Genomic DNA, 19,374 nt, shown 5'->3' on the forward strand with positions numbered 1-19,374 from the left:
GGAACCAGGACTGTCGGCAGAACAGAGTATGAAACCGGAAGAGGTCCAGGCGATGGAGTTCAGCCTGACCGTAGGTTTCACCTTCGAGGCCGCCCACTGTCTGCCGGAACACCGCGGCGAGTGCTCCCGGCTGCACGGTCACAGCTACCGCCTGGAAGTGACGGTCAGCGGACCGGTGGGTCCGGACGGGATGGTGGTAGACTTCGGCCGGCTAAAGCAGTTGGTGCGGGAGACGGTGATCGACCGGGTGGATCACCGTTACCTGAACGAGCTCTACCCCTTTGCGCCCACCTGCGAGAACCTGGCCCTCCGCTTCTGGCAGGACCTGCAGGAGGCACTGCGCGCCTACCCCCGCCTGAAACTGAGCGAGCTGGTACTGTGGGAGACGCCGGACGCCCGGGTCAGACTGGCCCGGGCCGCGCCGGCGCCCCGCCCGGGTGCCTGCGGGGCGGCCCGGCAAGAGCCCGAAGCGATGGCACTTCGATCCGCGAAACGATCGGTACGGGGACGAGGACTGCCGGCAAAATGCGGGGGCCCTCCGGAGGGGAACAAGGCTTGAGAGTCAAAGAGGTTTTCCTTTCCCTACAGGGAGAATCGACTTCGGCGGGCCTGCCTACGGTGTTCGTGCGCTTCGTCGGCTGCAACCTCCGCTGCCGCTACTGCGACACCCGCTACGCCTACGAAGGAGGGAGCCCGGCCGCGCCGGAAGAAATTCTGGCCGCCGTTTCCGCCTTCCCGGTTCGGCGGGTATGCCTTACCGGCGGCGAGCCCCTGCTGCAACCGGCCGAGGAACTGCAGCGGCTGCTGGATTTTCTTGCCGGCTGGGAGGTTTCCGTGGAAACCAACGGGTCTCTCCCCCTGGATACGGTAAGGCTCGGCCCGGGGCACCGCTGGATCATGGACCTCAAGTGCCCGGGCTCGGGGGAAGTGGAGGCCAACCGGTGGGAGAACCTGGAACTTCTGTCCCCGCAAGACGAGGTAAAGTTCGTGGTGAGTTCCCACGAAGACTATGCCTGGGCCCGGGAGGTAATACGCACGCGGGGTTTTCCTCCGGGAGCCAGGACTCTGCTGTCCCCGGCCTGGCCGGATCTGGACCCCCGCGATCTGGCCTCCTGGATGCTCAGCGACGGGCTGGACGCACGGCTGCAGATTCAGCTCCACAAAGTGATCTTCGGTCCTGAAGGCGAAAGGAGCCTACCATGGCGGGCAAGGTTGTAGTGGTGCTTTCCGGGGGCTTAGACTCTACCACCTGCATGGCCATAGCCCGGGCGGCGGGAGAGGACATTTATCCCGTAACCTTCACCTACGGCCAGAAGCACGAGGTGGAACTGGAGGCCGCCCGCCGGGTGGCCGAATTCTACGGCGTCGGCCGGCGCCACCGGCTCGTCGACCTCCGCGGCCTGTTTTCGGGTTCCTCGCTGACCGATCCGGACAAGGAGGTCCCCACTAACCGCAGCGCAGAAGAAATGGCGCGGGATATCCCTTCTACTTACGTCCCCGCCCGCAATACCGTCTTCCTGGCCCTGGCCCTGGCCGTGGCCGAACCCCTGGGAGCGGAAGCCATCTACATCGGGGTGAACGCCGTGGACTTCTCCGGCTATCCCGACTGCCGCCCGGAGTTCATTCGGGCCTTCCAGGAGGTAATCAACCAGGGTACCGCGGCCGGCACCCGGGGAGAGGGGATACAGATCCGGGCGCCCCTGCTCAGGCTGAGCAAGGCGGAGATCATAAGACGCGGAATCGCGTTGGGCGCCCCTTACCACCTGACGTACTCCTGTTATATGGGAACCGTGCCCTCCTGCGGGGTGTGCGACGCCTGCCGGCTGCGCCAAAAGGGGTTCCGGGACGCCGGAGTGGCGGACCCCATCCCCTACCGGTCCCCGGCGCCGGGCCGGGAGTCCTGCGGTTACCGGGGAGGAGAACCGTGAGGGGCAAGCTCCTGCTTCTGGACGGCAACAGCCTGCTTCACCGGGCCTTTCATGCCCTTCCGCCCCTGGCTACCCGCCAGGGCACCCCTACCGGGGCCGTCTACGGGTTTACCGCCATGCTGCTCAAGGCCCTGGAGCAGGAGAAGCCCACCCACGTGGCCGTGGCCTTCGACAAGGGCCGGATAACCTTCCGGCACGAACAGTACCGCGATTACAAGGGCCAGCGTCCGCCCACCCCGGAGGAGCTGCGGCCGCAGTTCGACCTGGCCAAGCGGATTCTCGGCGCCCTGAACATCCCCTATTTCGAACTCGAAGGATACGAGGCCGACGATCTCATCGGCACCCTGGCCGGCCGGGCGGAAGAGGCGGGAATGGAAAGCGTGATCCTCACCGCCGACCGCGACTGCCTGCAGCTGGTGTCCGCCTCCACCCGGGCCCTCCTGACCAAGAAAGGGATCTCGCAGCTCGCCGTCTACGACCCGGAGACTCTGGCCGGGGAATTGGGCATCCGGCCCGAGCAGGTTACCGACCTCAAGGCCCTGATGGGAGACCCTTCCGACAACATCCCCGGCGTTCCGGGCATAGGGGAAAAGACGGCCCTCCGCCTGGTGCGGGAATACGGAAGCGTGGAGGATCTCCTGGCCCGGCTTTCCCGCGTCTCACCTTCCTCCCTGGCGGAGAAACTGGCCGCCCACGCCGACCAGATCAGGCTGAGCAAGGAACTGGCCACCATCTGCCGCCGGGTCCCACTGGAGGTAGACTGGGAAGGCTGCCGCCACCGCCCGCCCAACCGGCAGGAACTGCTGGCCGTGTTCCGGGAACTGGAGTTCCGGAGCTTCCTGAAGGCCGTCCCTGCCGAGGAAGAAGAACCTCCGGCGCGGGCCGAGGCAGCCTCCCGGCCGTGGCAGGTCCTGAATTCCCCCCAGCAGGTGGCCGAATACCTGACCCAGATACGACACCGGGGCCGGGGAGCCCTGTCCCTGGTCTGGGAAGGCCGCGACTACTTCCACGGCCGTATAGTCGCCCTGGGGCTGGCCTGCCCGGGCGCGCTCCCGGCCGGCTTCGCCCTCTCTCAGGGCGAGCCCTGGCCGGTGCTGGCCGAAGCGCTGGCACGGAACGATAACCTGTTCATAGCCCACAACGCCAAGGCGGCCATGGTAAGCCTGGCCCGCCTGGGCCTGCCCCTGTGGTGGCCGGCCGGCGACACCCTGCTGATGGCCTATCTCCGGGAGCCCGGTGCCGCCGAGTACTCCCTGGAGGAACTGGCGGAGAAGGAACTGGGGCGTCCGCCGGTTTCCGGGCCGCCGGAAGAGACTGCCGCCCTGAATGCGGAAGCGGTTCTGGATCTGGCCGCCGCCATGGAGCCCCAGATCGGACTGCTGGAAATGGAGGAACTGTACCGGCAGGTGGAACTCCCGCTCACCCGGGTACTGGCGCACATGGAGCTGGCGGGAATAAAAGTGGACGGGGAGCGGCTGCGGGCCCTGGGCGAAGAACTGGCCGCGGGCATGAAGGCGGTGGCCGAAGAGATCTACGCCCTGGCAGGCGAAGCCTTCAACCTCAATTCTCCCCGGCAGCTGGGTTACATTCTTTTCGAGAAGCTGGGCCTGCCCCGCGGCCGCAAGACCAAGACCGGCTATTCTACCAGCGCCGAGGTACTGGAAGAGCTGGCCGCCAGGCATCCCATCGCCGCCAGGATCCTGGAGTACCGGCAGCTGATGAAGCTGAAGTCCACCTACGTCGACGGGCTCAAACCCCTGATCGACCCCGCTACGGGCAAGATCCACACCACCTTCCACCAGACCATCACCGCCACCGGCCGGCTGAGCAGTGCCGAGCCCAACCTCCAGAACATTCCCGTTCGCCTGGAGCTGGGCCGGCGCCTGCGCCTCGCCTTCGGTCCCTCCGCCCCCGACCGGGTCATACTGGCCGCCGACTACTCTCAAATCGAGCTTCGGGTCCTGGCCCACATATCCGGGGACGAGGGGTTGATCGCCGCCTTTCACCGGGGCGAGGACATACACACTCGGACCGCCTGCGAGGTCTTCGGGGTGACCCCTGCCGAGGTAACCTCGGAGATGCGGCGCCGGGCCAAGGCGGTCAACTTCGGGATCGTCTACGGGATCAGCGACTACGGGCTGGCCAGGGATCTCGGCATCGGCCGGCAGGAGGCCCGGGAATACATCGAGCGCTACTTCCGCCGCTATCCCGGAGTGAAGCGCTACGTGGAGGAAGCGGTGGCCCGTGCCCGGGAAAACGGCTACGTAACCACCCTGCTCAACCGGCGGCGCTACCTCCCCGACCTCTTCAGCCGTGACCCGGCCACGCGCGGCTTTGGCGAGCGCACGGCCATGAATACCCCCATACAGGGGAGCGCGGCGGACATCATCAAGATGGCCATGCTTCGGATCTACCGCGCGCTGCAGGAGCAAGGGCTGAAGACGGAAATGATACTTCAGGTGCACGACGAACTCATCTTCGAAGCCCCCGAGCCAGAACTGCCCCGGGTGGCCGAACTGGTGAGGCACCACATGGAAAACGCCTTTCCCCTGCGGGTGCCCCTGGTGGTGGAACTCAAGTACGGACCGAACTGGTACGAACTCAAACCCTGGCCGGGGGAGGACCGCGTCTAGGTGCCCGAGCTGCCCGAAGTGGAAACCATTCGCCGCACCCTCGCGCCCCGGGTGGTGGGACAGGCGGTGCTGGAGGCAACGGTTTACGACGACAAGACCCTGGCCCTGCCATCACCTCCCGAGTTCACCCGGCGCATGGCCGGGACCCGTCTCGTGTCCCTGGAGCGCCGGGGCAAGTACCTGCTCTTCGGCCTGGCTCCGGAGGGAGTGCTGGTGGCGCACCTGGGCATGAGCGGTCAGCTCCTGTGGCAGCCCGGGTTTTGCGGCCCGGACCGGCACACGCGCGCCGTCTGGAAACTGGAACGGGGGTACCTCGTTTTCCGGGACCCGAGGCGGTTCGGCCGGCTTTGGCTCCTGTCAGACGGCGAAACGGCCAGGATCGGGGGGCTGGCCGGACTGGGACCGGAACCCCTGCCCGACATGCCCGATCCGGAGGCTCTCTTCGCCCCGGTAGCCGGCCGGCGCCGCCCGTTAAAGGCTCTCCTGCTGGACCAGCGGTTCCTGGCCGGCATAGGGAACATCTATGCCGACGAGATACTCTTCCGCGCCGGGCTGGACCCGCGCCGCCCGGTATCGAGCCTTAGCCCGGAGGAAAGGCAGAGGCTCTTAGCCGCCATCCCGGAGGTGCTCCGAGAAGCGCTGGAGCACGGAGGAACCAGCGTGCGCGACTACGTGGACGGGCAAGGCAGGGAGGGGGAGCACCAGGCGTTTCTGCGCGTCTACGGCCGGGCCGGCCTCCCTTGTACCGTGTGCGGGGAATCAATCTTGCGGGTCAGGATAGCCGGCCGCGGCACCCATTTCTGTCCCCGCTGCCAGACTTAGATCGCAAGTAGCATGGGTGGGTAAGCTGTCAGGCAGTCGAGGGACTTAGTTATCCCCGTTTTTTGCCGGCAGTCCTGGTAGGATTGCCGGCAGGGCAGACTGTGGATACATCAGGTCGAGGGAGGGATCTGGCTCCCACACCGGCCATGTTCGTAATAGGTCTGACCGGAGGCATAGCCAGCGGCAAGAGCACGGTGAGCCGCATGCTGGCCCGCCTGGGGGCGGTCATCGTGGACGCCGACGTCCTGGCGCGGGAAATCGTCAGACCGGGGCGGCCCGCCTGGCGGGACATCGTGCGTCACTTCGGCCGGGAAATCCTGCGACCGGACGGAGAGCTTGACCGCAAAGCTCTCGCCCGCCGCATTTTCGGCGACCCGGAGACCCGGCAGCTGCTCAACCGGCTTACCCACCCCAGGGTGGTGGAGCAAACCGCGGCCATTTTGGAAAGTCTGGCCCGAGAGGGCAGGTGCCGGGTGGCGGTGGTGGACGCGGCTCTCTTTTTCGAGGCAGGAATGGAGCGCCTGGTGGACGAAGTTTGGGTAGTAAAGGTCTCCGAAGAAACCCAGATCAGACGTCTCGTGGAACGGGACGGGCTTTCGCCGGAAGAGGCCCGACAGCGCCTGGCCGCCCAGATGCCCCTGGAGGAAAGGCTCAGGCGCGCCCACCGGGTAATCGACAACGAAGGCCCGGAGGAACAAACCTGGCGTCAGGTGCTGGCCTTGTGGCGAGAGGCGGTCGGAAACGGGGCCGAAGGCGACGTCGGCGCAAACGATCTCTCGGGGCGATGAAACCCGAGAACCCGAAGGAGTGAGACCCATGACCGACAAGCTGATCACTACCCTCAAGCAGGTCAAAGAACTGACCGTCGACTCCCGGCGGCCTTTCTTCTCCGCCACCCACGAGGAAATAGCCACCGGCGCCACCACCGACATTTATTTCGTCCGCACCTACGAGATCCTCCGCTCCCTGGGCCAGGCCGACACCCCGGTAGCGGCGGAAATCTTCGCCCGCCGCGAGGGGATATTCGCCGGACTTCCCGAGGTCTTGAATCTCCTGGCCGACCGGCCGGTAGAGGTCTGGTCCCTCACCGAAGGAACCGCCTTCGAGGAAAGAGAAGTGGTGATGCGGCTGGTAGGCCCCTACGATCAGTTCGGTCTTTTCGAGACCACCATTCTGGGTATCCTGGCCCATTCCAGCGGCTGGGCGACCGCAGCCAGGAAGGCCAAGGAGGCGGCCCAGGAGGCGGCCGTGTTCTGCTTTGGGGCCCGCCACGTGCATCCCGCGGTAGCGCCGGTAATGGAACGCGCGGCCATCGTCGGGGGCGCCGACGGTGCCAGCTGCATTCTGGCGGCAAAGCTCGCCGGTAAGGAGCCGGTGGGAACCGTGCCCCACGCCATGTTCCTGATCGTGGGCGATACGGTGGAGGGTGCCCTGGCCTACCACCGCGTAATGCCTCCGGACGCTCCCCGCGTAATACTGGTAGATACCTTCAAGGACGAGGCCGAGGAAACCCTCAGAGTGGCCGAGGCCTTGGGCAGGGACCTCGCCGGGGTGCGCCTGGACACCCCGGGTGAGCGCGGCGGGGTCACCCCGGAACTGGTGCGGGAGGTACGGGCACGGCTGGATCAGGCCGGATACAACCACGTACGCATATTCGTCTCCGGCGGTCTGAACCCGGAGCGTATAGCCCGCCTGCGCCAGGCCGGAGCCGATGCTTTCGGTGTAGGCAGCTATATATCCAGCGCTCCGCCCATCGACATGACCTTGGATCTCAAGGTGGTACGCGGCCGGCCCTTCACCAAGCGCGGCCGTATACCCGGCGTCACTCTTAATCCCAAACTGCAACGGGTCAAGTGACCCTCCTTGCCTGCATAGCTGCCGCGTGTTCCTGGAATAATTAGCTATGAACCAGTTCTGCCGGAGGCGGCAGCGTGCCGGATTGGAAGTACTACGTCACCTCGCTGGTGGCCGTATTCCTCGCCCTGGGTATAGGCATCCTGATCGGAAGTATGGTGGTGGGGAGCGAGGCGGTCCTCAGCCAGCAAAGCGGCATGCTGGCGAGGCTGGAGGCCGACCTCTTAAGCCTCAAAGAAGACAATACCCGCTTGCGCCAGGAGACAGAACAGGCGCGCCAGGCCCTGGAGCGCGCCCGCATCCTGGCGGCTGAAGTTTTGCCCTCTCTTCTGGACGGCCGTTTGCGCGGGGCAGCCGTAACCGTGGTCGCTGGCGTCGAAGACCGCTCCCCGGAGCTGGAGGAGACGTTGCGCCGCTCCGGGGCCCTCTTGAGTTGCGCCTTCCTGGACTGCAGCCGTATCTCCTGGCCCGAAATAGCCAGGCGACTGGGTGCCTCTGCCGGTTCCCCGCCGGAGCGCTTGGCCCGCATGCTCGGGGAACAGGTAGGGCGGGCACTAACCGGAGAACTCTCGGCCGGTGACCTCCTGGAGTGGGGGCGCGCCCAGGGCTGGTGGAGCCCGGAAGGACAGGACCTCTCGGGCGGCGCGCTGGTCATCCTGGAAGATGACGAAGCGACGGCCAAGTCGCCCCGGCGCCAGCTACTTCTCTCCCTGGCCGGCTACTGGCACCGGTACGGCGGCCCGGTGGTGGCGGCCACTCCGTCCGAGGCCCGCACCCTCGTCGCCTACCACCGGCAGGGCGCGACCACGGTAGGCCATGTGCAGGAGCCCTGGGGCCGCGCGGCCGTGGTTGCCGCCCTACTCGCTTCCGCGCCCACACAGTAGCCCTGCCCTACCGTCCACCTGTGCCAAACCTGAGTTATCCCCACCTTCCCGAAGGCAGTCCTGGTTTTCCCCGTCTCGGGAGGGCGGGAGGCGCAAACCCGGCCAAGAAGCAAGAGGCCTGCTCACGGTGACGGGAGCAGGCTCATCACTTTTCTCTTCTTGGTGTCCGAGGCGGGACTTGAACCCGCACGGGACTGACCCATACGCCCCTCAAACGTACGCGTCTGCCAGTTCCGCCACTCGGACACCGGTTATCATCCCGCTTAAATGGTAGCACGGGTACCGTCCCGAGTCAAGACCACGGGCCCGGCCGAGTTATCCCCGCCCTCCCGAACACGGTCTGGTTTTCCGGGGTGCGAAAGGATAGACCGGCCCGGCGGCGTAATCCTATACTCGGAACGAGGGGGGCAGGGGAGTCATGCCCAGGATACTCTTCGTAGACGACGACCACGCCTGCCGGGCGCCCATGGCCCGGGTCTTCGCCCGGCTTGTGGCTCCCCCGGACGTGGAAGCAGTAAGCGCCGGGCGGCGCCCGGGGCCTCCTCACCCCCTGGCCCGCCGGGTCTTAGCCGAGCTGGGCTTAGAAATGCCGGAGGAACCGGGACGGGCTCTGGCGGAGATGGCCGGCGAGAGCTTTGACCTCACCGTGATACTCAGCACCCACCTGCGGCAGCGCGAGCCGGTGCTGCACGGGCTGCACGGCGTTCTGTGGTGGGACCTGGCGGATCCCCTGGCAACCGAGGGGCCGGACGAGGCCCGCCTGAGCGCCCTGCGCCGGTGCCGGGAAGAAATCCGCGACCGGGTGCGCAGTCAAGCTCTTGCGGGTCCTGCAGGAGGGCACCTTCGAGCCGGTAGGAAGCGAAAAAACGGTTCGGGTGCACGTGCGGGTCATAAGCGCCACCAACCGAGACCTGAGGGAAATGGTAGCGCGGGGAGAGTTCCGTGAGGACCTATACTACCGCCTGTGCGTGGTTCCCCTCTGGCCTGTACACCCACGTATCGCCCACCGCCGGTGACCGGCTCGCCCGAAGTGGTCAAGCTCTTGACCGAGGACGTGGCCCGGCTTACCGGGGGCCGGATAGCCGTGGGAGACGATCCGGCACAGGTGGTCGACGGGATCGAGGCTCACATTCGCAATAAGCGCACCGCCTTAGGGATCTAAAACACCCTGCGCGGGGCCGGGGAACCGCCAAACTGCGGTCTCCTCGGCCCCTTCTCGTTCCTGCTAGGTCTTCCGTGCGGCACCGGTTGATCCTTTTCCCGTCGTCGCCGGCTCCACGTGCACCAGAACGTCCGTGACCTCCGGGAATCTTTCCTTGAGCCTGGCGGCCACCTGGTGGGAGAGCGCATGCGCCTCCTCCAACGTCATGGCCCCCTCCACCTCGAGATGCAGGTCCAGGGACACGTCGTCTTCGCGGCCGCGGCTGCGCACCGCGTGGCAGGCTTTCACACCTTCCACGGAGAGTACCGCTTCCTCTACCGCCCCGGGTTCGATTATCGCCCGGTCGCACAGCACGCCGGCCGCTTCTTTCAATACCATGTAGCCGGCACGAACGATCAACGCGGCAATAACCAGTGAGGTAACCAGGTCCACCTCCGGGTAACCGAAACGTACCGCGGCCAGGGTGCCCACCACGGAAAGAGAAACGTAAATGTCGCTCTTGGTGTGGTAGGAGTCGGCTACCAGGAATTCACTCCGCAGGCGCTTTCCCGCCCGATATTCGTAGCGGGCGACCAGGAGATTCGCGGCCAGGGTAGCGGCCATGACCGCGAAGCTATACCAGCTGACATCTACCGCTACCGGGGCCTTCAGCCGGCCGATGACCTCCACCACCACGTTCTGGGCGGCAAAGAATAAAAGGGCGGCAATCCCCACTGCGGCCAAGGTTTCGAACTTTCGGTGACCGTAAGGGTGATCGGCATCGGCCGGGCGGGAGGCAAGGCTGATCCCGATAAGGCCCACAACGTTGGAAGCCCCGTCGGCCAGGGAGTGGAAGCCGTCCGCCGCCATGCTGGCGCTCCCGATTCGGTTTCCCACCACGATCTTGAGCAGGGCCACGGCCACGTTGGCCGCCAGGGTGGCTACCAGGACCTTTTGAATCTGACGGTGATTCTGCAACAGATACAACCTCTCTCGTCAGTAGTTCTCCGGCTCTGAGACATGACCGAAAAGGCAACCGGAGGCCCCGGCAACAGGCAAGCTGCTAAAGCTGCCTGGGCTTGCAGATGATCTCCCGCACCTGAGTCTCAAAGAAGGTGTTGGAGTGCGAGGGCAGCACCACCAGGGCGGTGTCCGCTCCGCGACCGGTGCCGGCCACGGCCACCACTTCCCGGCCGTAGGGAATGAGCCCCGCGTCCAGGGCCATACAGGCAATCTCCACTCCCACCTTTACCCCCTGACCCAACAGCCGGAGGCTGGCGGCAATTATCTCCGCCGGGTAAAGCCCCCCGAACTTCAGGCGCAGGGCGCGGTCCAGGCCGGCCATCAGGTGGGTAGTGGTGAGCACCCTGGCGCCACCGGCCTGCAGAGCCGCGCGCTCCTCGGGGGGCATTTCGTCTCGACCCGGGCCGGCAAAGCCTACGTGGTGGGTCACGCAGACGACTTCCAGTCCCCGACCCAGGCAGAGCCTGGCGGTTTGCCCCGTGTTCGAGGCTACCACCAGGTGTTCTATATGCAGTTCCTTGGCGCGGCGTACCGCCAATTCCAAAGTTCTTTCCGTGTTCTCCGGTCCTGGCTCCTCCCAGTACATCACTTCCGCCCCGCCTACGGTCCACACCCGGTGGCGGCGGCCTTCCTCCTTTCCAGCGGGCGTCGGCTCTGACCCCTTCCTCCTCATCTTACCTGCCCCAAACCGATAGAACAAGTCCCTGCAGCGGTTCGGGTCGCGCGGCAGGAATTGGGTCTATTGCCGTCGAAGTACCCGTCATCAAGTCGGTATCAGGATGCTCTCCAAGAGAGGTTGGACACCGGTGGCCAGAATTCCGATGAAATCGAAGAGCGAGGTCGAAATCAGGGGAACCGCGAACGGTTTGGTAATCCTGCTCGATCCCGAGGCGCCGGTAGAACGGCTGGCTCAGGCACTGCGGGCCAAGCTCGCCGCCGCGCGCGGTTTCTTCGCCGGTGCCGACTGTCAGCTCCGGTGGCGCGACCGGCCCCAGGAGGCGGATTTGCCCGCCCTGGCACAGATCCTGGCCGAATACGGGCTGCTCCTGCGCTCACCCGGCCCGGAAAAACCCTCACCCGTTGTGGGTCTTCCCGGAAGAACGGCGGAGGTAATTGCCCTGCCCAGTCATCAGGCCATGCTGGTACAGGGTCTGGTGCGCGGGGGACAGACCGTCCGGCACCCGAGCCACGTAGTCATCCTGGGGCACGTGAATCCCGGCGGCCGGGTAGAGGCGGGCGGGCACGTCATCGTACTGGGCAAATTGGCCGGGACCGTCCTGGCCGGTTACCCGGACAACACCCGGGCGGCCATATGGACCTGGGTCCTGGCCAGCCGCAAGGTGGCCGTGGCCGGGCGCTACCTGCCTTTAGAAGCAGACCTTCCCTCGGGTCCGGCGGTAGTGAGGCTTTACCACCACCGGGTGCGGGCGGAAGCCTGGTCCGGCTCCCGACAGAGATAGCCCCGCTTCACAGGGCCAGTACGCCGGCCAGCTCGTACAGGCCCATATCTATGGTTTTTTCGCCCTCCAGGACCCGGTCCAGCTCTAGCGCCTCGATCTCTCCCCGCACCAGGCCCACCATGTAGCCGGCCTTACCCTCGAGCAGGAGTTCCACCGCCCGCGCTCCCATCCTGCTGGCCAGAATGCGGTCCCAGGCGGTCGGCGCGCCGCCCCGCTGAATGTGCCCCAGTACCGTCACCCGGGTTTCCAACCCCGTTCGTGCGGCCATCACCTTTCCCAGTTCCACGGCGCTGGCCACGCCCTCGGCCACCACCACTATGCTGTGCAACTTGCCCCGCCGCCGGCCGCGCTGGATGCGGTCCACCACCGCCTCCAGCTCAAACGGGATCTCCGGAATGAGAATGGCCTCCGCACCGCCGGCAATCCCAGCCAGGAGCGCGATCTGCCCCGAGCGCCGTCCCATCACCTCCACCAGGAAGAGGCGCTCGTGCGAGGTGGCCGTATCTCGAATCTTGTTGATCGCATCCACCGCGGTGTTCAGGGCGGTATCAAACCCTAAGGTGTAGTCCGTCCCGGGGATGTCGTTGTCGATGGTGGCGGGAACGGCCACCACCGCCACCCCGCGCCGGGAAAGGGCCTGGGCACCCCGGAAGGAACCGTCACCGCCGATTACCACCAGCGCCTGAATCCCGGCTTCCTTAAGTACCTGTGCCCCCCGATCCTGACCGCCGGAGGTGTAGAATTCGAGACTCCTGGCCGTACGCAGCATGGTTCCGCCCCGGTGGATGATGTCCGAAACCGAAGCCAGGTCCAGGGGACGCATGTCCCCTTCCAGAAGGCCGGCAAAACCGCGAGAGATTCCCACTACCTCCAGGCCGTGATAGACGGCCTTTCGCGTTACCGCCCGAATACAGGCGTTCATCCCCGGCGCGTCTCCGCCGCTGGTCACCACCCCTATACGCCGCAAATTCCGGTGCCCTCCGAATAGACCCCACCGATGCCGTGCGGCACCGTATCGGGGCCCGAGTCTAACCGATAACCGCCCGCCCCGCCCCTAGTCACCGGTCTCCACGTAACCGTGGCGGGTGTAGATCTGGGCTCTCCCCCGGACCTTTATGGCCGAGGTAAACTCGGTGAACTGGGCTACCATCACCTCGCCCTTATCCAGTTTCTCCGAGTGGTGGGACTTAGTATCCCGGCCCCGGGTGAGACCGATGATGGTTACCCCGTTTTCCAGAGCCTTGATCACCACGTAATCGCTCGTACTCCAGTGGTGCTCCTCCATCCTTCCTGACCCCCTCGTCAGTCCCTAAAGACCGGCCAGCCGCAGGGCTGACGCCTGAACTTTTCCTTCAGCGCCTTTTCTACCTGGGGCGGCACCAGACCGCTGATGGAACCGCCCAGGGCAGCTACCTGCTTGATAATGCTGGAACTGAGAAAGGAGTACTCGTTGGCGGTCATAAGAAATATGGTTTCCACGTGCTCGTTCAGTTTCTTGTTCATGAGATACATCTGAAACTCGTACTCGAAATCGGAAACCGCCCGGATACCACGGATGATGGCCTGGGCCCCCTGCGAGTGCACAAAGTCCATGAGCAACCCGTCGAAGCCCACCACCTCCACATTGGGAAGGCAGGCGGTAGTGGCCCGCACCAGTTCCACGCGCTCCCCCAGGGTGAAAAGGTTCTGCTTGTAGTTTTCCGCCGCCACGCCGATTACCAATCGATCAAATAGCTTTGCCGCCCGCTCGACGAGATCCAGGTGCCCGTTGGTGATGGGATCGAAAGTCCCCGGGTAGACGGCTTTTCTCAAGGATCGCGCCCCTTTCCTGTTAGGTTAGGCCTTCCATTCCACGGTTCCGGGACCGGCAATCACCTCCAGCTCCCGCCGCAACTCCTCGCTGGCGCTGACCCAGAAGGTTTCGGCTACCCGCAGGTACTTGGCCTGGCCGGGGAAGAACAGGTACACCGGGTTGGGACCCCGGTGACGCAGCAGGGCGGCCTGCAGGGCCCGCAGTTTCCTTCCGTCGCAGTCCGGCTCCAGCCGGATTACCACCTTGAGCTTGGTCTCCGCGGGCAGGGGACGAACCCGGTCGGCCAGAATCTTCACCCCTTCCTCGGTTCCGTCCGTGCGTCCCTCTACCACCACCACCTGCCCGGAACCCAGCAGTTCCTGCGCCGAACTCCACAGACGCGGGAACACCAGCACCTCCACGCCGCCGGTGGTATCCTCGACCAATAGGGAGGCCATCACCTCGTTCTTCTTGGTGGTAAGCCGGCGCACCTGGGCCACCATGCCGCCCACCACTACCGCCGTTCCTTCTTCCAGTTGGCCCAGTTCGGCGATGGGGCAGGTAACGTGCAGCGCCAGCCGGTCCCGGTATTCGGCCAGGGGATGGCCGCTCACGTAAAAGCCCAGCATGTCCTTCTCCATGCCCAGAAGGTCCTGCGGCGAAAACTCTTCTACCTCGGGCAGAACGACCTCCGGACCCAGATCCTCCTCCGGAGAGCCCAGATCGAAAAGGGAAAGCTGGCCCCGCAGGCGGTCTTCCTGGCGCCTCTGGGCCGCCTCCAGGCACGCGTCCAGGCCGGCCAAGAGGCGCGCCCGGCCCACCCCCAGGCTGTCCATGGCCCCGCACCGGATCAGGCTTTCTATCACCCGCTTGTTGACCTGGTGCAGGTCTACCCGGCGGCAGAAATCGGCCAGGGAAGCAAAGGGGCCCTCGGCGCGGGCCTCCAGGATGGAGGCGATGGCGCCCTCCCCCACGTTCTTGACCGCCGCCAGGCCGAAGCGAATGGCATTTCCGGACACCGAAAAATCCGCCTGGCTGGCGTTCACGTCCGGAGGGAGTATCTCGATGCCCATACGGCGGCACTCTTCTATGTATACCGGCACCTTGTCCGGGTGGTTGCGCACGCTGGTGAGCAGGGCGGCCATGAACTCTACCGGGTAGTTGGCCTTGAGGTAGGCGGTCTGGTAGGCCACCAGGGCGTAGGCCGCGCTGTGGGAGCGGTTAAAACCGTAGCCGGCGAAGTATTCCATGAGATCGAAGATCTGAACCGCCGTATCCCGGGCTACACCCCTGGCCGCCGCCCCCTCCAGGAAGCGGGAACGCTGGGCGGCCAGAACCTCCGGCTTTTTCTTTCCCATGGCCCGGCGCAGAAGATCCGCCTCGCCCAGGCTGAAGCCGGCCAGCTCGCTGGCGATGCGCATCACCTGCTCCTGGTACAGGATCACCCCGTAGGTGTCGCGCAGAATGGGCTCCAGCGCCGGGTGCAGGTACTTTACCTCCACCTGGCGGTGCTTGCGGCGGATGAAGTCCTCTACCATGCCGCTGCCCAGAGGACCCGGCCGGTATAGGGCCACCAGGGCCACCAGGTCCTCGAACCGCTCCGGGCGCAGGCTGCGCAACAGGGTCCGCATGCCGCTGCTTTCCAACTGGAACACGCCCACGCTTTCTCCCGAGGAAAGCAGGGCGTAGGTCTTGGGATCCTCGAGGGAAAGGCTCTCCATATCCGGAGCTTGCTTGCCGTTCCGGGAGATTAGCCTTAAGGTATCGCCGATCACGGTAAGGGTGCGCAGGCCCAAAACGTCCATCTTCAGGAGCCCCAGGTCCTCGATCACGTTCATGGGGAACTGGGTGGTCACCGGACCGTCCGGGGTTTTCTGCAGGGGAAGGAAGTTTACCAGGGGCTCAGGAGCGATCACCACTCCGGCGGCGTGGGTGGAGGCGTGCCGGGGCGTACCCTCCAGGGCCCGGGCGTAATCCACCAGCTGCCGCACCCGCTCGTCCGCCTCGTAGGCCTGTCTCAGCTCCGGGCTTCCCTCCAGCGCCCGGTCCAGGCTGATCCCCAGTTCCGCCGGCACCAGCTTGGCCAGCCGGTCCACCTCGGGGAGGGGAACGTTCAGCACCCGGCCCACATCCCGGATGGCGGCGCGGGCGGCCATGGTGCCGAAGGTGATGATCTGAGCCACCCGGTCCTCGCCGTAACGCCGGGTAAGGTAGTCCAGCACCTCGCCCCGCCGCTCGAAGCAGAAGTCTATGTCGATGTCAGGCATGGTCACCCGCTCGGGATTGAGGAAGCGCTCGAAGAGCAGGTCGTAGCGAAGAGGGTCGATCTGGGTGATGCCCAGGGCGTAGGCTACCAGGCTGCCGGCGGCCGAGCCCCGGCCGGGACCGGTCAATATTCCCTCCTGGTGGGCGAAGTGCACCAGATCCCAGACCACCAGGAAGTAACCGGCAAATCCCATTTTGAAGATCACGTCCAGCTCGTACTCCAGCCGCCGCCGGTAGTCCTCCCGGTGGAAAAGGCCCCTGTCCTTCAGCCCCTGCTCGCACAGGTGCCGCAGAAAGGTCTCGGCGGTATGCCCCTCCGGCACCGGGTAGTGGGGCAGGTGCAGCCGGCCGAAAGGCAGCTCCACCTCGCAGCGCTCGGCAACGGCCAGCGTACTGGTCAGCGCCTCCGGCACCTCGGCGAAGAGCGCGGCCATCTCTTCGGGCGTCTTGAAGTAGAACTCCTGGGTGGGAAACTCCAGCCGCTTGCTGTCCTCCAGAGTCTTGCCGGTCTGGATGCACAGGAGCACGTCGTGCAGGGCGGCGTCCTCGCGCCGCAGGTAGTGAACGTCGTTGGTGGCCACCAGCGGCAGATCGAGGCGGCGCGAAAGCTCGATCAGGAACCGGTTGGCGCGCTTCTGCTCGGCCAGGTCGTGGTCCTGAAGCTCCAGATAAAAGTTCTCCGGCCCGAAGACCTCCCGATACCAGGCCGCGGCCGCCGCCGCCTCCTCCTCCCGGCCCTTGAGGAACAAGGCGGGTATCTCCCCCGCCAGGCAAGCGCTCAGGGCGATAAGTCCCTCCCGGTGCTCGGCCAGAAGCTCGCGATCCACCCGGGGCTTGTAGTAGAACCCCTCGAGGTAGGCCCGGGAAACCAGGCGCAACAGGTTCTGGTAGCCCGTATAGTCCCGGGCCAGGAGCACCAGGTGGAAGGGGCTTTCTTCCTGCTGGCCCTGGCGGTGAAAGCGGCTGCGCCGGGCCACGTAAACCTCCGCGCCCAGGATCGGCTTTACCCCGTGCTGCCTGGCCAAACGGTAAAAATCGGCCACCCCGTACATGACCCCGTGATCGGTGATGGCCAGGGCGGGCATGTTCTGACGGGCCGCCTCGGCCACCACCTTTTCCAGGCGGCAGGCGCCGTCCAAAAGGCTGTACTCGCTGTGCAGGTGCAGGTGAACGAAATCTGCCCCCATGGGACCCACCCGGTGGTTTCTTCCGGCCCCATTATAGCACGGCGCCCCTAGTCCTTCTACCGGGCCCGGCCCATCCCCGTTTATCTGCTTCCTCCGGCTGGTTTCATGCCCGGTCAGTGAGGGCTGTCTACTATGAGCCCAGCAATAAAGTCAAAATGTCTCCTGTTCCTGGTGACCAGCACGGCATCCATATCCAGCGCCGTCGCCGCTATGAGGGCGTCTACCGGATTTAGGCCGGAGCTCTTCCCGTACCTAGCCAGAAGCTCGCCGGCCTCGCGGGCCGTGTCCGCGGTTACGTCGGCCACCCCGGTCAGTCCCTCAAACAGGCGCGACATCTTTTCCTGCTGCTCCGAACTGATACCGGGCGCAGCGTACAGTTCCATGACGGTCACCGCGCTTATCCACCGCTCCATCTCCTGGCACTTGAAAAGGTAGGTGGTGGCAGGCGCGAAGCCGCGCAGGTGATCGATAAGCACGTCGGTATCGAAAACTACCCTCACTGCCTCTCCTCCAGTCTTTCCTGCGCTGCGCGCCGCAGCCTAGAAACATAATCCGGGTCAACGTCTGGCCATATCCCTGCCGTATCCCGGAGTACTCCCAACCAGTCCGCGACTTCCCTCTTTCCCAGGGGTTCGAGGACCACCTTGCCGCCGACGACCCTGGCGGCCAGGGCGTCCCCCCTGTTTATGCCGGCCCTTTCCCGCACTGCGGCGGGCAGAACGATCTGCCCCTTACTTGATACCCTTACGACGCTCTTCACCCGACGCCGCTCCTTTCCCGGGTAAGACTAGGTAAGCCCTTTCTTACTACCCTCATTATAGCACCAATCGCCAGCGGGAACAAAGGCTTCTATTTCGAAAAGAGGAATACGCCCGGAAGTCTGGAGGCGGCCAGCTTGCGCCGAGGCCTGGCTTAGTGCTACCATTAGGTGGGATTATCCGGAGGAGGCGTTGGGGGCATGGCTACGGGTACCGTCGCAGGTGTCGCCCTGATAGGCCTGGCGGTAGGCTTCCTCGTCGCCTGGGCCCTGCTGGGCAGCCGGGCCCGCGCCGCCGAGGGACTGGCGGCCGAACTGAGGCAAGCACTCACCAGGACCGAAGAGGAACTGGGCCGGCAGCGGGCGGACCTCGAAACCGAGAGGGCGGCCCGCGTGCGGGCGGAAACGCTCCTGGCCGAGGCGGGCAAGGACATAGAGGAGCAGAAGCGCCTCCTGGACGAGGCCACCCAGAAACTCACCCACACCTTCGGCGCTCTGGCCGCCGAAGCCCTGCGCAACAACAATCAGGCCTTCCTGGAGCTGGCAAGAAAGACCCTGGAGGTTTTCCTGACCGAAGCTCAGGGCGACTTGGGCCGCCGGCAGCAGGCCATAGAGGCCCTGGTTACCCCCCTGCGCGAGGCCCTGGAGCGGTACGACCGCCAGATTCAGGAGCTGGAGAAGACCCGGGCCGAAGCCTACGGCAGCCTCACCCGGCACCTCCAGGAACTCAGCCGCGCCCAGCAGCAGCTTCAGAGCGAAACCGGCCGGCTGGTGTCCGCCCTGCGTTCTCCCCGGGCGCGCGGCCGCTGGGGGGAAATAACCCTCCAGCGGGTGGTGGAGATGGCCGGCATGAGTCCCTACTGCGACTTCGTGACCCAGCCCACCGCGGAGACCGAGGACGGGCGCCGCCGCCCCGACCTGGTGGTCAACCTGCCCAACGGCCGGGCCATCGTGGTGGACGCCAAGGCCCCGCTGGAAGCATACCTGGACGCGGTGGAAACCGAAGACGAGGACGCCCGCCGGGCGGCGCTCACCCGTCACGCCCAGGCGGTGAGGAGCCACATGATCGCCCTGGGCAGCAAGGAATACCAGAACCAGTTCCGGCCGGGCGCGGACCTGGTAGTGCTTTTCCTGCCCGGCGAGCCCTTCTTCGCCGCAGCGGTCGAATCCGATCCCCACCTCATCGAAGACGGCATCAACCGCCGCGTACTCCTGGCCACGCCCATCACCCTGGTAGCGCTGCTCAAGGCCGTGGCCTACGGGTGGCAGGAGCGGCAGGCCACGGAAAACGCCGAGAAGGTCATCGAAGCCGGCCGGCAACTCTTCGAGCGCCTGATCACCTTCGCCGATCACCTGGAGGGACTGCGCAAGGGCCTGAGTGCGGCGGTGAGATCCTACAACGAGGCCGTGGGCTCCTGGCAGAGCCGGCTGCTGCCCGGAGCGCGCAGGCTCAAGGAGTTGGGAGCGGCACGGGCCCAGCGGGAGCCCAAGCCGGTGGAGGAAGTGGAGCCGGTCTTCCGCGAGGTGCAGCAGGCATCGGCGGATTAGCCGGTAAGCTGAGTTATCCCCATTTCCACGGGCGGTACCGGGTGCTCCCCGTTCGTACTGTCACCTCGCCGACCAAACTA

18 protein-coding genes, 1 tRNA gene and 3 pseudogenes are annotated in these 19,374 nt (G+C 65.6%); 13 read left to right on the top strand and 9 right to left on the bottom strand.

Features of this window, described 5'->3' with window-relative positions; genetic code table 11:
- Nucleotides 1-52 precede the first annotated feature (52 nt).
- From queD to NUV99_06875, 8 genes are all read left to right on the top strand, one after another.
- Entirely contained in the window at nt 53-559 is a 507-nt protein-coding gene (gene queD / locus NUV99_06840) for a 6-carboxytetrahydropterin synthase QueD (GenBank protein MCR4419830.1), read from the top strand.
- A complete protein-coding gene (locus tag NUV99_06845) occupies nt 526-1,218 on the top strand; it encodes a radical SAM protein (protein ID MCR4419831.1) in 693 nt (230 codons plus the stop codon). The genes queD and NUV99_06845 overlap by 34 nt, the downstream gene beginning before the upstream one ends.
- Complete coding sequence (queC, locus tag NUV99_06850; GenBank protein MCR4419832.1) at nt 1,200-1,928, top strand: 7-cyano-7-deazaguanine synthase QueC; 729 nt, start codon at nt 1,200-1,202, stop codon at nt 1,926-1,928. The genes NUV99_06845 and queC overlap by 19 nt, the downstream gene beginning before the upstream one ends.
- Nucleotides 1,925-4,561: a DNA polymerase I gene (gene polA / locus NUV99_06855; protein ID MCR4419833.1), complete on the top strand. Its 2,637-nt coding sequence runs from the start codon at nt 1,925-1,927 to the stop codon at nt 4,559-4,561. The genes queC and polA overlap by 4 nt, the downstream gene beginning before the upstream one ends.
- Nucleotides 4,562-5,383, top strand: a complete 822-nt coding sequence (gene mutM, locus NUV99_06860; GenBank protein MCR4419834.1) for a DNA-formamidopyrimidine glycosylase — start codon at nt 4,562-4,564, stop codon at nt 5,381-5,383.
- 101 nt (nt 5,384-5,484) lie between these two features.
- On the top strand, nt 5,485-6,171 hold the full coding sequence (gene coaE, locus NUV99_06865; protein ID MCR4419835.1) for a dephospho-CoA kinase: 687 nt from the start codon (nt 5,485-5,487) through the stop codon (nt 6,169-6,171).
- A 28-nt stretch (nt 6,172-6,199) separates the two neighbouring features.
- Entirely contained in the window at nt 6,200-7,240 is a 1,041-nt protein-coding gene (locus NUV99_06870; protein ID MCR4419836.1) for a nicotinate phosphoribosyltransferase, read from the top strand.
- Nucleotides 7,241-7,314: 74 nt separating this feature from the next.
- Nucleotides 7,315-8,121, top strand: a complete 807-nt coding sequence (locus NUV99_06875) for a copper transporter (GenBank protein MCR4419837.1) — start codon at nt 7,315-7,317, stop codon at nt 8,119-8,121.
- Between the two features lie 160 nt (nt 8,122-8,281).
- Here NUV99_06875 and NUV99_06880 read toward each other — a convergent pair.
- A tRNA-Leu gene (locus tag NUV99_06880) sits at nt 8,282-8,367 on the bottom strand.
- A 220-nt stretch (nt 8,368-8,587) separates the two neighbouring features.
- Between NUV99_06880 and NUV99_06885 the strand changes: the two are divergent.
- The 3 pseudogenes from NUV99_06885 to NUV99_06895 all read left to right on the top strand — a co-directional run bounded on the left by NUV99_06885 (nt 8,588) and on the right by NUV99_06895 (nt 9,283).
- Nucleotides 8,588-8,869 (top strand): annotated as a pseudogene (locus NUV99_06885) (hypothetical protein).
- A gap of 61 nt (nt 8,870-8,930) precedes the next feature.
- A pseudogene (locus NUV99_06890) lies at nt 8,931-9,101 on the top strand (sigma-54 factor interaction domain-containing protein).
- Between the two features lies 1 nt (nt 9,102).
- Nucleotides 9,103-9,283 (top strand): annotated as a pseudogene (locus NUV99_06895) (hypothetical protein).
- Nucleotides 9,284-9,346: 63 nt separating this feature from the next.
- Here the strand turns inward: NUV99_06895 and NUV99_06900 are convergent.
- Together NUV99_06900 and NUV99_06905 are read right to left on the bottom strand one after the other, a co-directional pair.
- A complete protein-coding gene (locus tag NUV99_06900) occupies nt 9,347-10,240 on the bottom strand; it encodes a cation diffusion facilitator family transporter (GenBank protein MCR4419838.1) in 894 nt (297 codons plus the stop codon).
- Between the two features lie 85 nt (nt 10,241-10,325).
- Nucleotides 10,326-10,871, bottom strand: coding sequence for a hypothetical protein (locus tag NUV99_06905; protein ID MCR4419839.1), 546 nt, complete (start codon nt 10,869-10,871; stop codon nt 10,326-10,328).
- A gap of 220 nt (nt 10,872-11,091) precedes the next feature.
- On the opposite strand from NUV99_06905, the gene NUV99_06910 reads away from it, so the two are divergent.
- Nucleotides 11,092-11,745 carry a hypothetical protein gene (locus NUV99_06910; protein ID MCR4419840.1) on the top strand — a complete coding sequence of 218 codons (654 nt, stop codon included), beginning with the start codon at nt 11,092-11,094 and terminating at the stop codon, nt 11,743-11,745.
- Nucleotides 11,746-11,752: 7 nt separating this feature from the next.
- On the opposite strand, the gene pfkA is transcribed toward NUV99_06910, so the two are convergent.
- The 6 genes from pfkA to NUV99_06940 form a co-directional block, all read right to left on the bottom strand.
- The gene (gene pfkA / locus NUV99_06915) at nt 11,753-12,712 is read right to left on the bottom strand and encodes a 6-phosphofructokinase (protein MCR4419841.1); all 960 of its coding nucleotides are present in this window, start codon (nt 12,710-12,712) and stop codon (nt 11,753-11,755) included.
- 87 nt (nt 12,713-12,799) lie between these two features.
- A complete protein-coding gene (mtrB, locus tag NUV99_06920; GenBank protein MCR4419842.1) occupies nt 12,800-13,030 on the bottom strand; it encodes a trp RNA-binding attenuation protein MtrB in 231 nt (76 codons plus the stop codon).
- A gap of 17 nt (nt 13,031-13,047) precedes the next feature.
- On the bottom strand, nt 13,048-13,557 hold the full coding sequence (gene coaD / locus NUV99_06925) for a pantetheine-phosphate adenylyltransferase (GenBank protein ID MCR4419843.1): 510 nt from the start codon (nt 13,555-13,557) through the stop codon (nt 13,048-13,050).
- A 24-nt stretch (nt 13,558-13,581) separates the two neighbouring features.
- Complete coding sequence (locus NUV99_06930) at nt 13,582-16,989, bottom strand: DNA polymerase III subunit alpha (protein ID MCR4419844.1); 3,408 nt, start codon at nt 16,987-16,989, stop codon at nt 13,582-13,584.
- Between the two features lie 113 nt (nt 16,990-17,102).
- Nucleotides 17,103-17,489, bottom strand: coding sequence for a type II toxin-antitoxin system VapC family toxin (locus tag NUV99_06935; GenBank protein MCR4419845.1), 387 nt, complete (start codon nt 17,487-17,489; stop codon nt 17,103-17,105).
- On the bottom strand, nt 17,486-17,749 hold the full coding sequence (locus NUV99_06940) for an AbrB/MazE/SpoVT family DNA-binding domain-containing protein (GenBank protein ID MCR4419846.1): 264 nt from the start codon (nt 17,747-17,749) through the stop codon (nt 17,486-17,488). Before NUV99_06940 ends, NUV99_06935 begins: the two co-directional genes overlap by 4 nt.
- Before the next feature lie 198 nt (nt 17,750-17,947).
- Between NUV99_06940 and rmuC the strand changes: the two genes are divergently transcribed.
- Nucleotides 17,948-19,294: a DNA recombination protein RmuC gene (gene rmuC, locus NUV99_06945; protein MCR4419847.1), complete on the top strand. Its 1,347-nt coding sequence runs from the start codon at nt 17,948-17,950 to the stop codon at nt 19,292-19,294.
- Nucleotides 19,295-19,374: the final 80 nt, after the last annotated feature.

This window comes from Clostridia bacterium (assembly GCA_024653205.1).
Taxonomy (GTDB): domain Bacteria; phylum Bacillota; class DSM-521; order Neomoorellales; family SLTJ01; genus JANLFO01.

Excerpts from the sequence above, each read along its gene's own strand:
- rmuC (MCR4419847.1), top strand. The coding sequence starts at position 17,948 with ATGGCTACGGGTACCGTCGCAGGTGTCGCCCTGATAGGCCTGGCGGTA.
- NUV99_06870 (MCR4419836.1), top strand. The coding sequence starts at position 6,200 with ATGACCGACAAGCTGATCACTACCCTCAAGCAGGTCAAAGAACTGACC.
- mtrB (MCR4419842.1), bottom strand. The coding sequence starts at position 13,030 with ATGGAGGAGCACCACTGGAGTACGAGCGATTACGTGGTGATCAAGGCT.
- NUV99_06930 (MCR4419844.1), bottom strand. The coding sequence starts at position 16,989 with ATGGGGGCAGATTTCGTTCACCTGCACCTGCACAGCGAGTACAGCCTT.
- queD (MCR4419830.1), top strand. The coding sequence starts at position 53 with ATGGAGTTCAGCCTGACCGTAGGTTTCACCTTCGAGGCCGCCCACTGT.
- NUV99_06845 (MCR4419831.1), top strand. The coding sequence starts at position 526 with ATGCGGGGGCCCTCCGGAGGGGAACAAGGCTTGAGAGTCAAAGAGGTT.
- NUV99_06905 (MCR4419839.1), bottom strand. The coding sequence starts at position 10,871 with ATGTACTGGGAGGAGCCAGGACCGGAGAACACGGAAAGAACTTTGGAA.
- queC (MCR4419832.1), top strand. The coding sequence starts at position 1,200 with ATGGCGGGCAAGGTTGTAGTGGTGCTTTCCGGGGGCTTAGACTCTACC.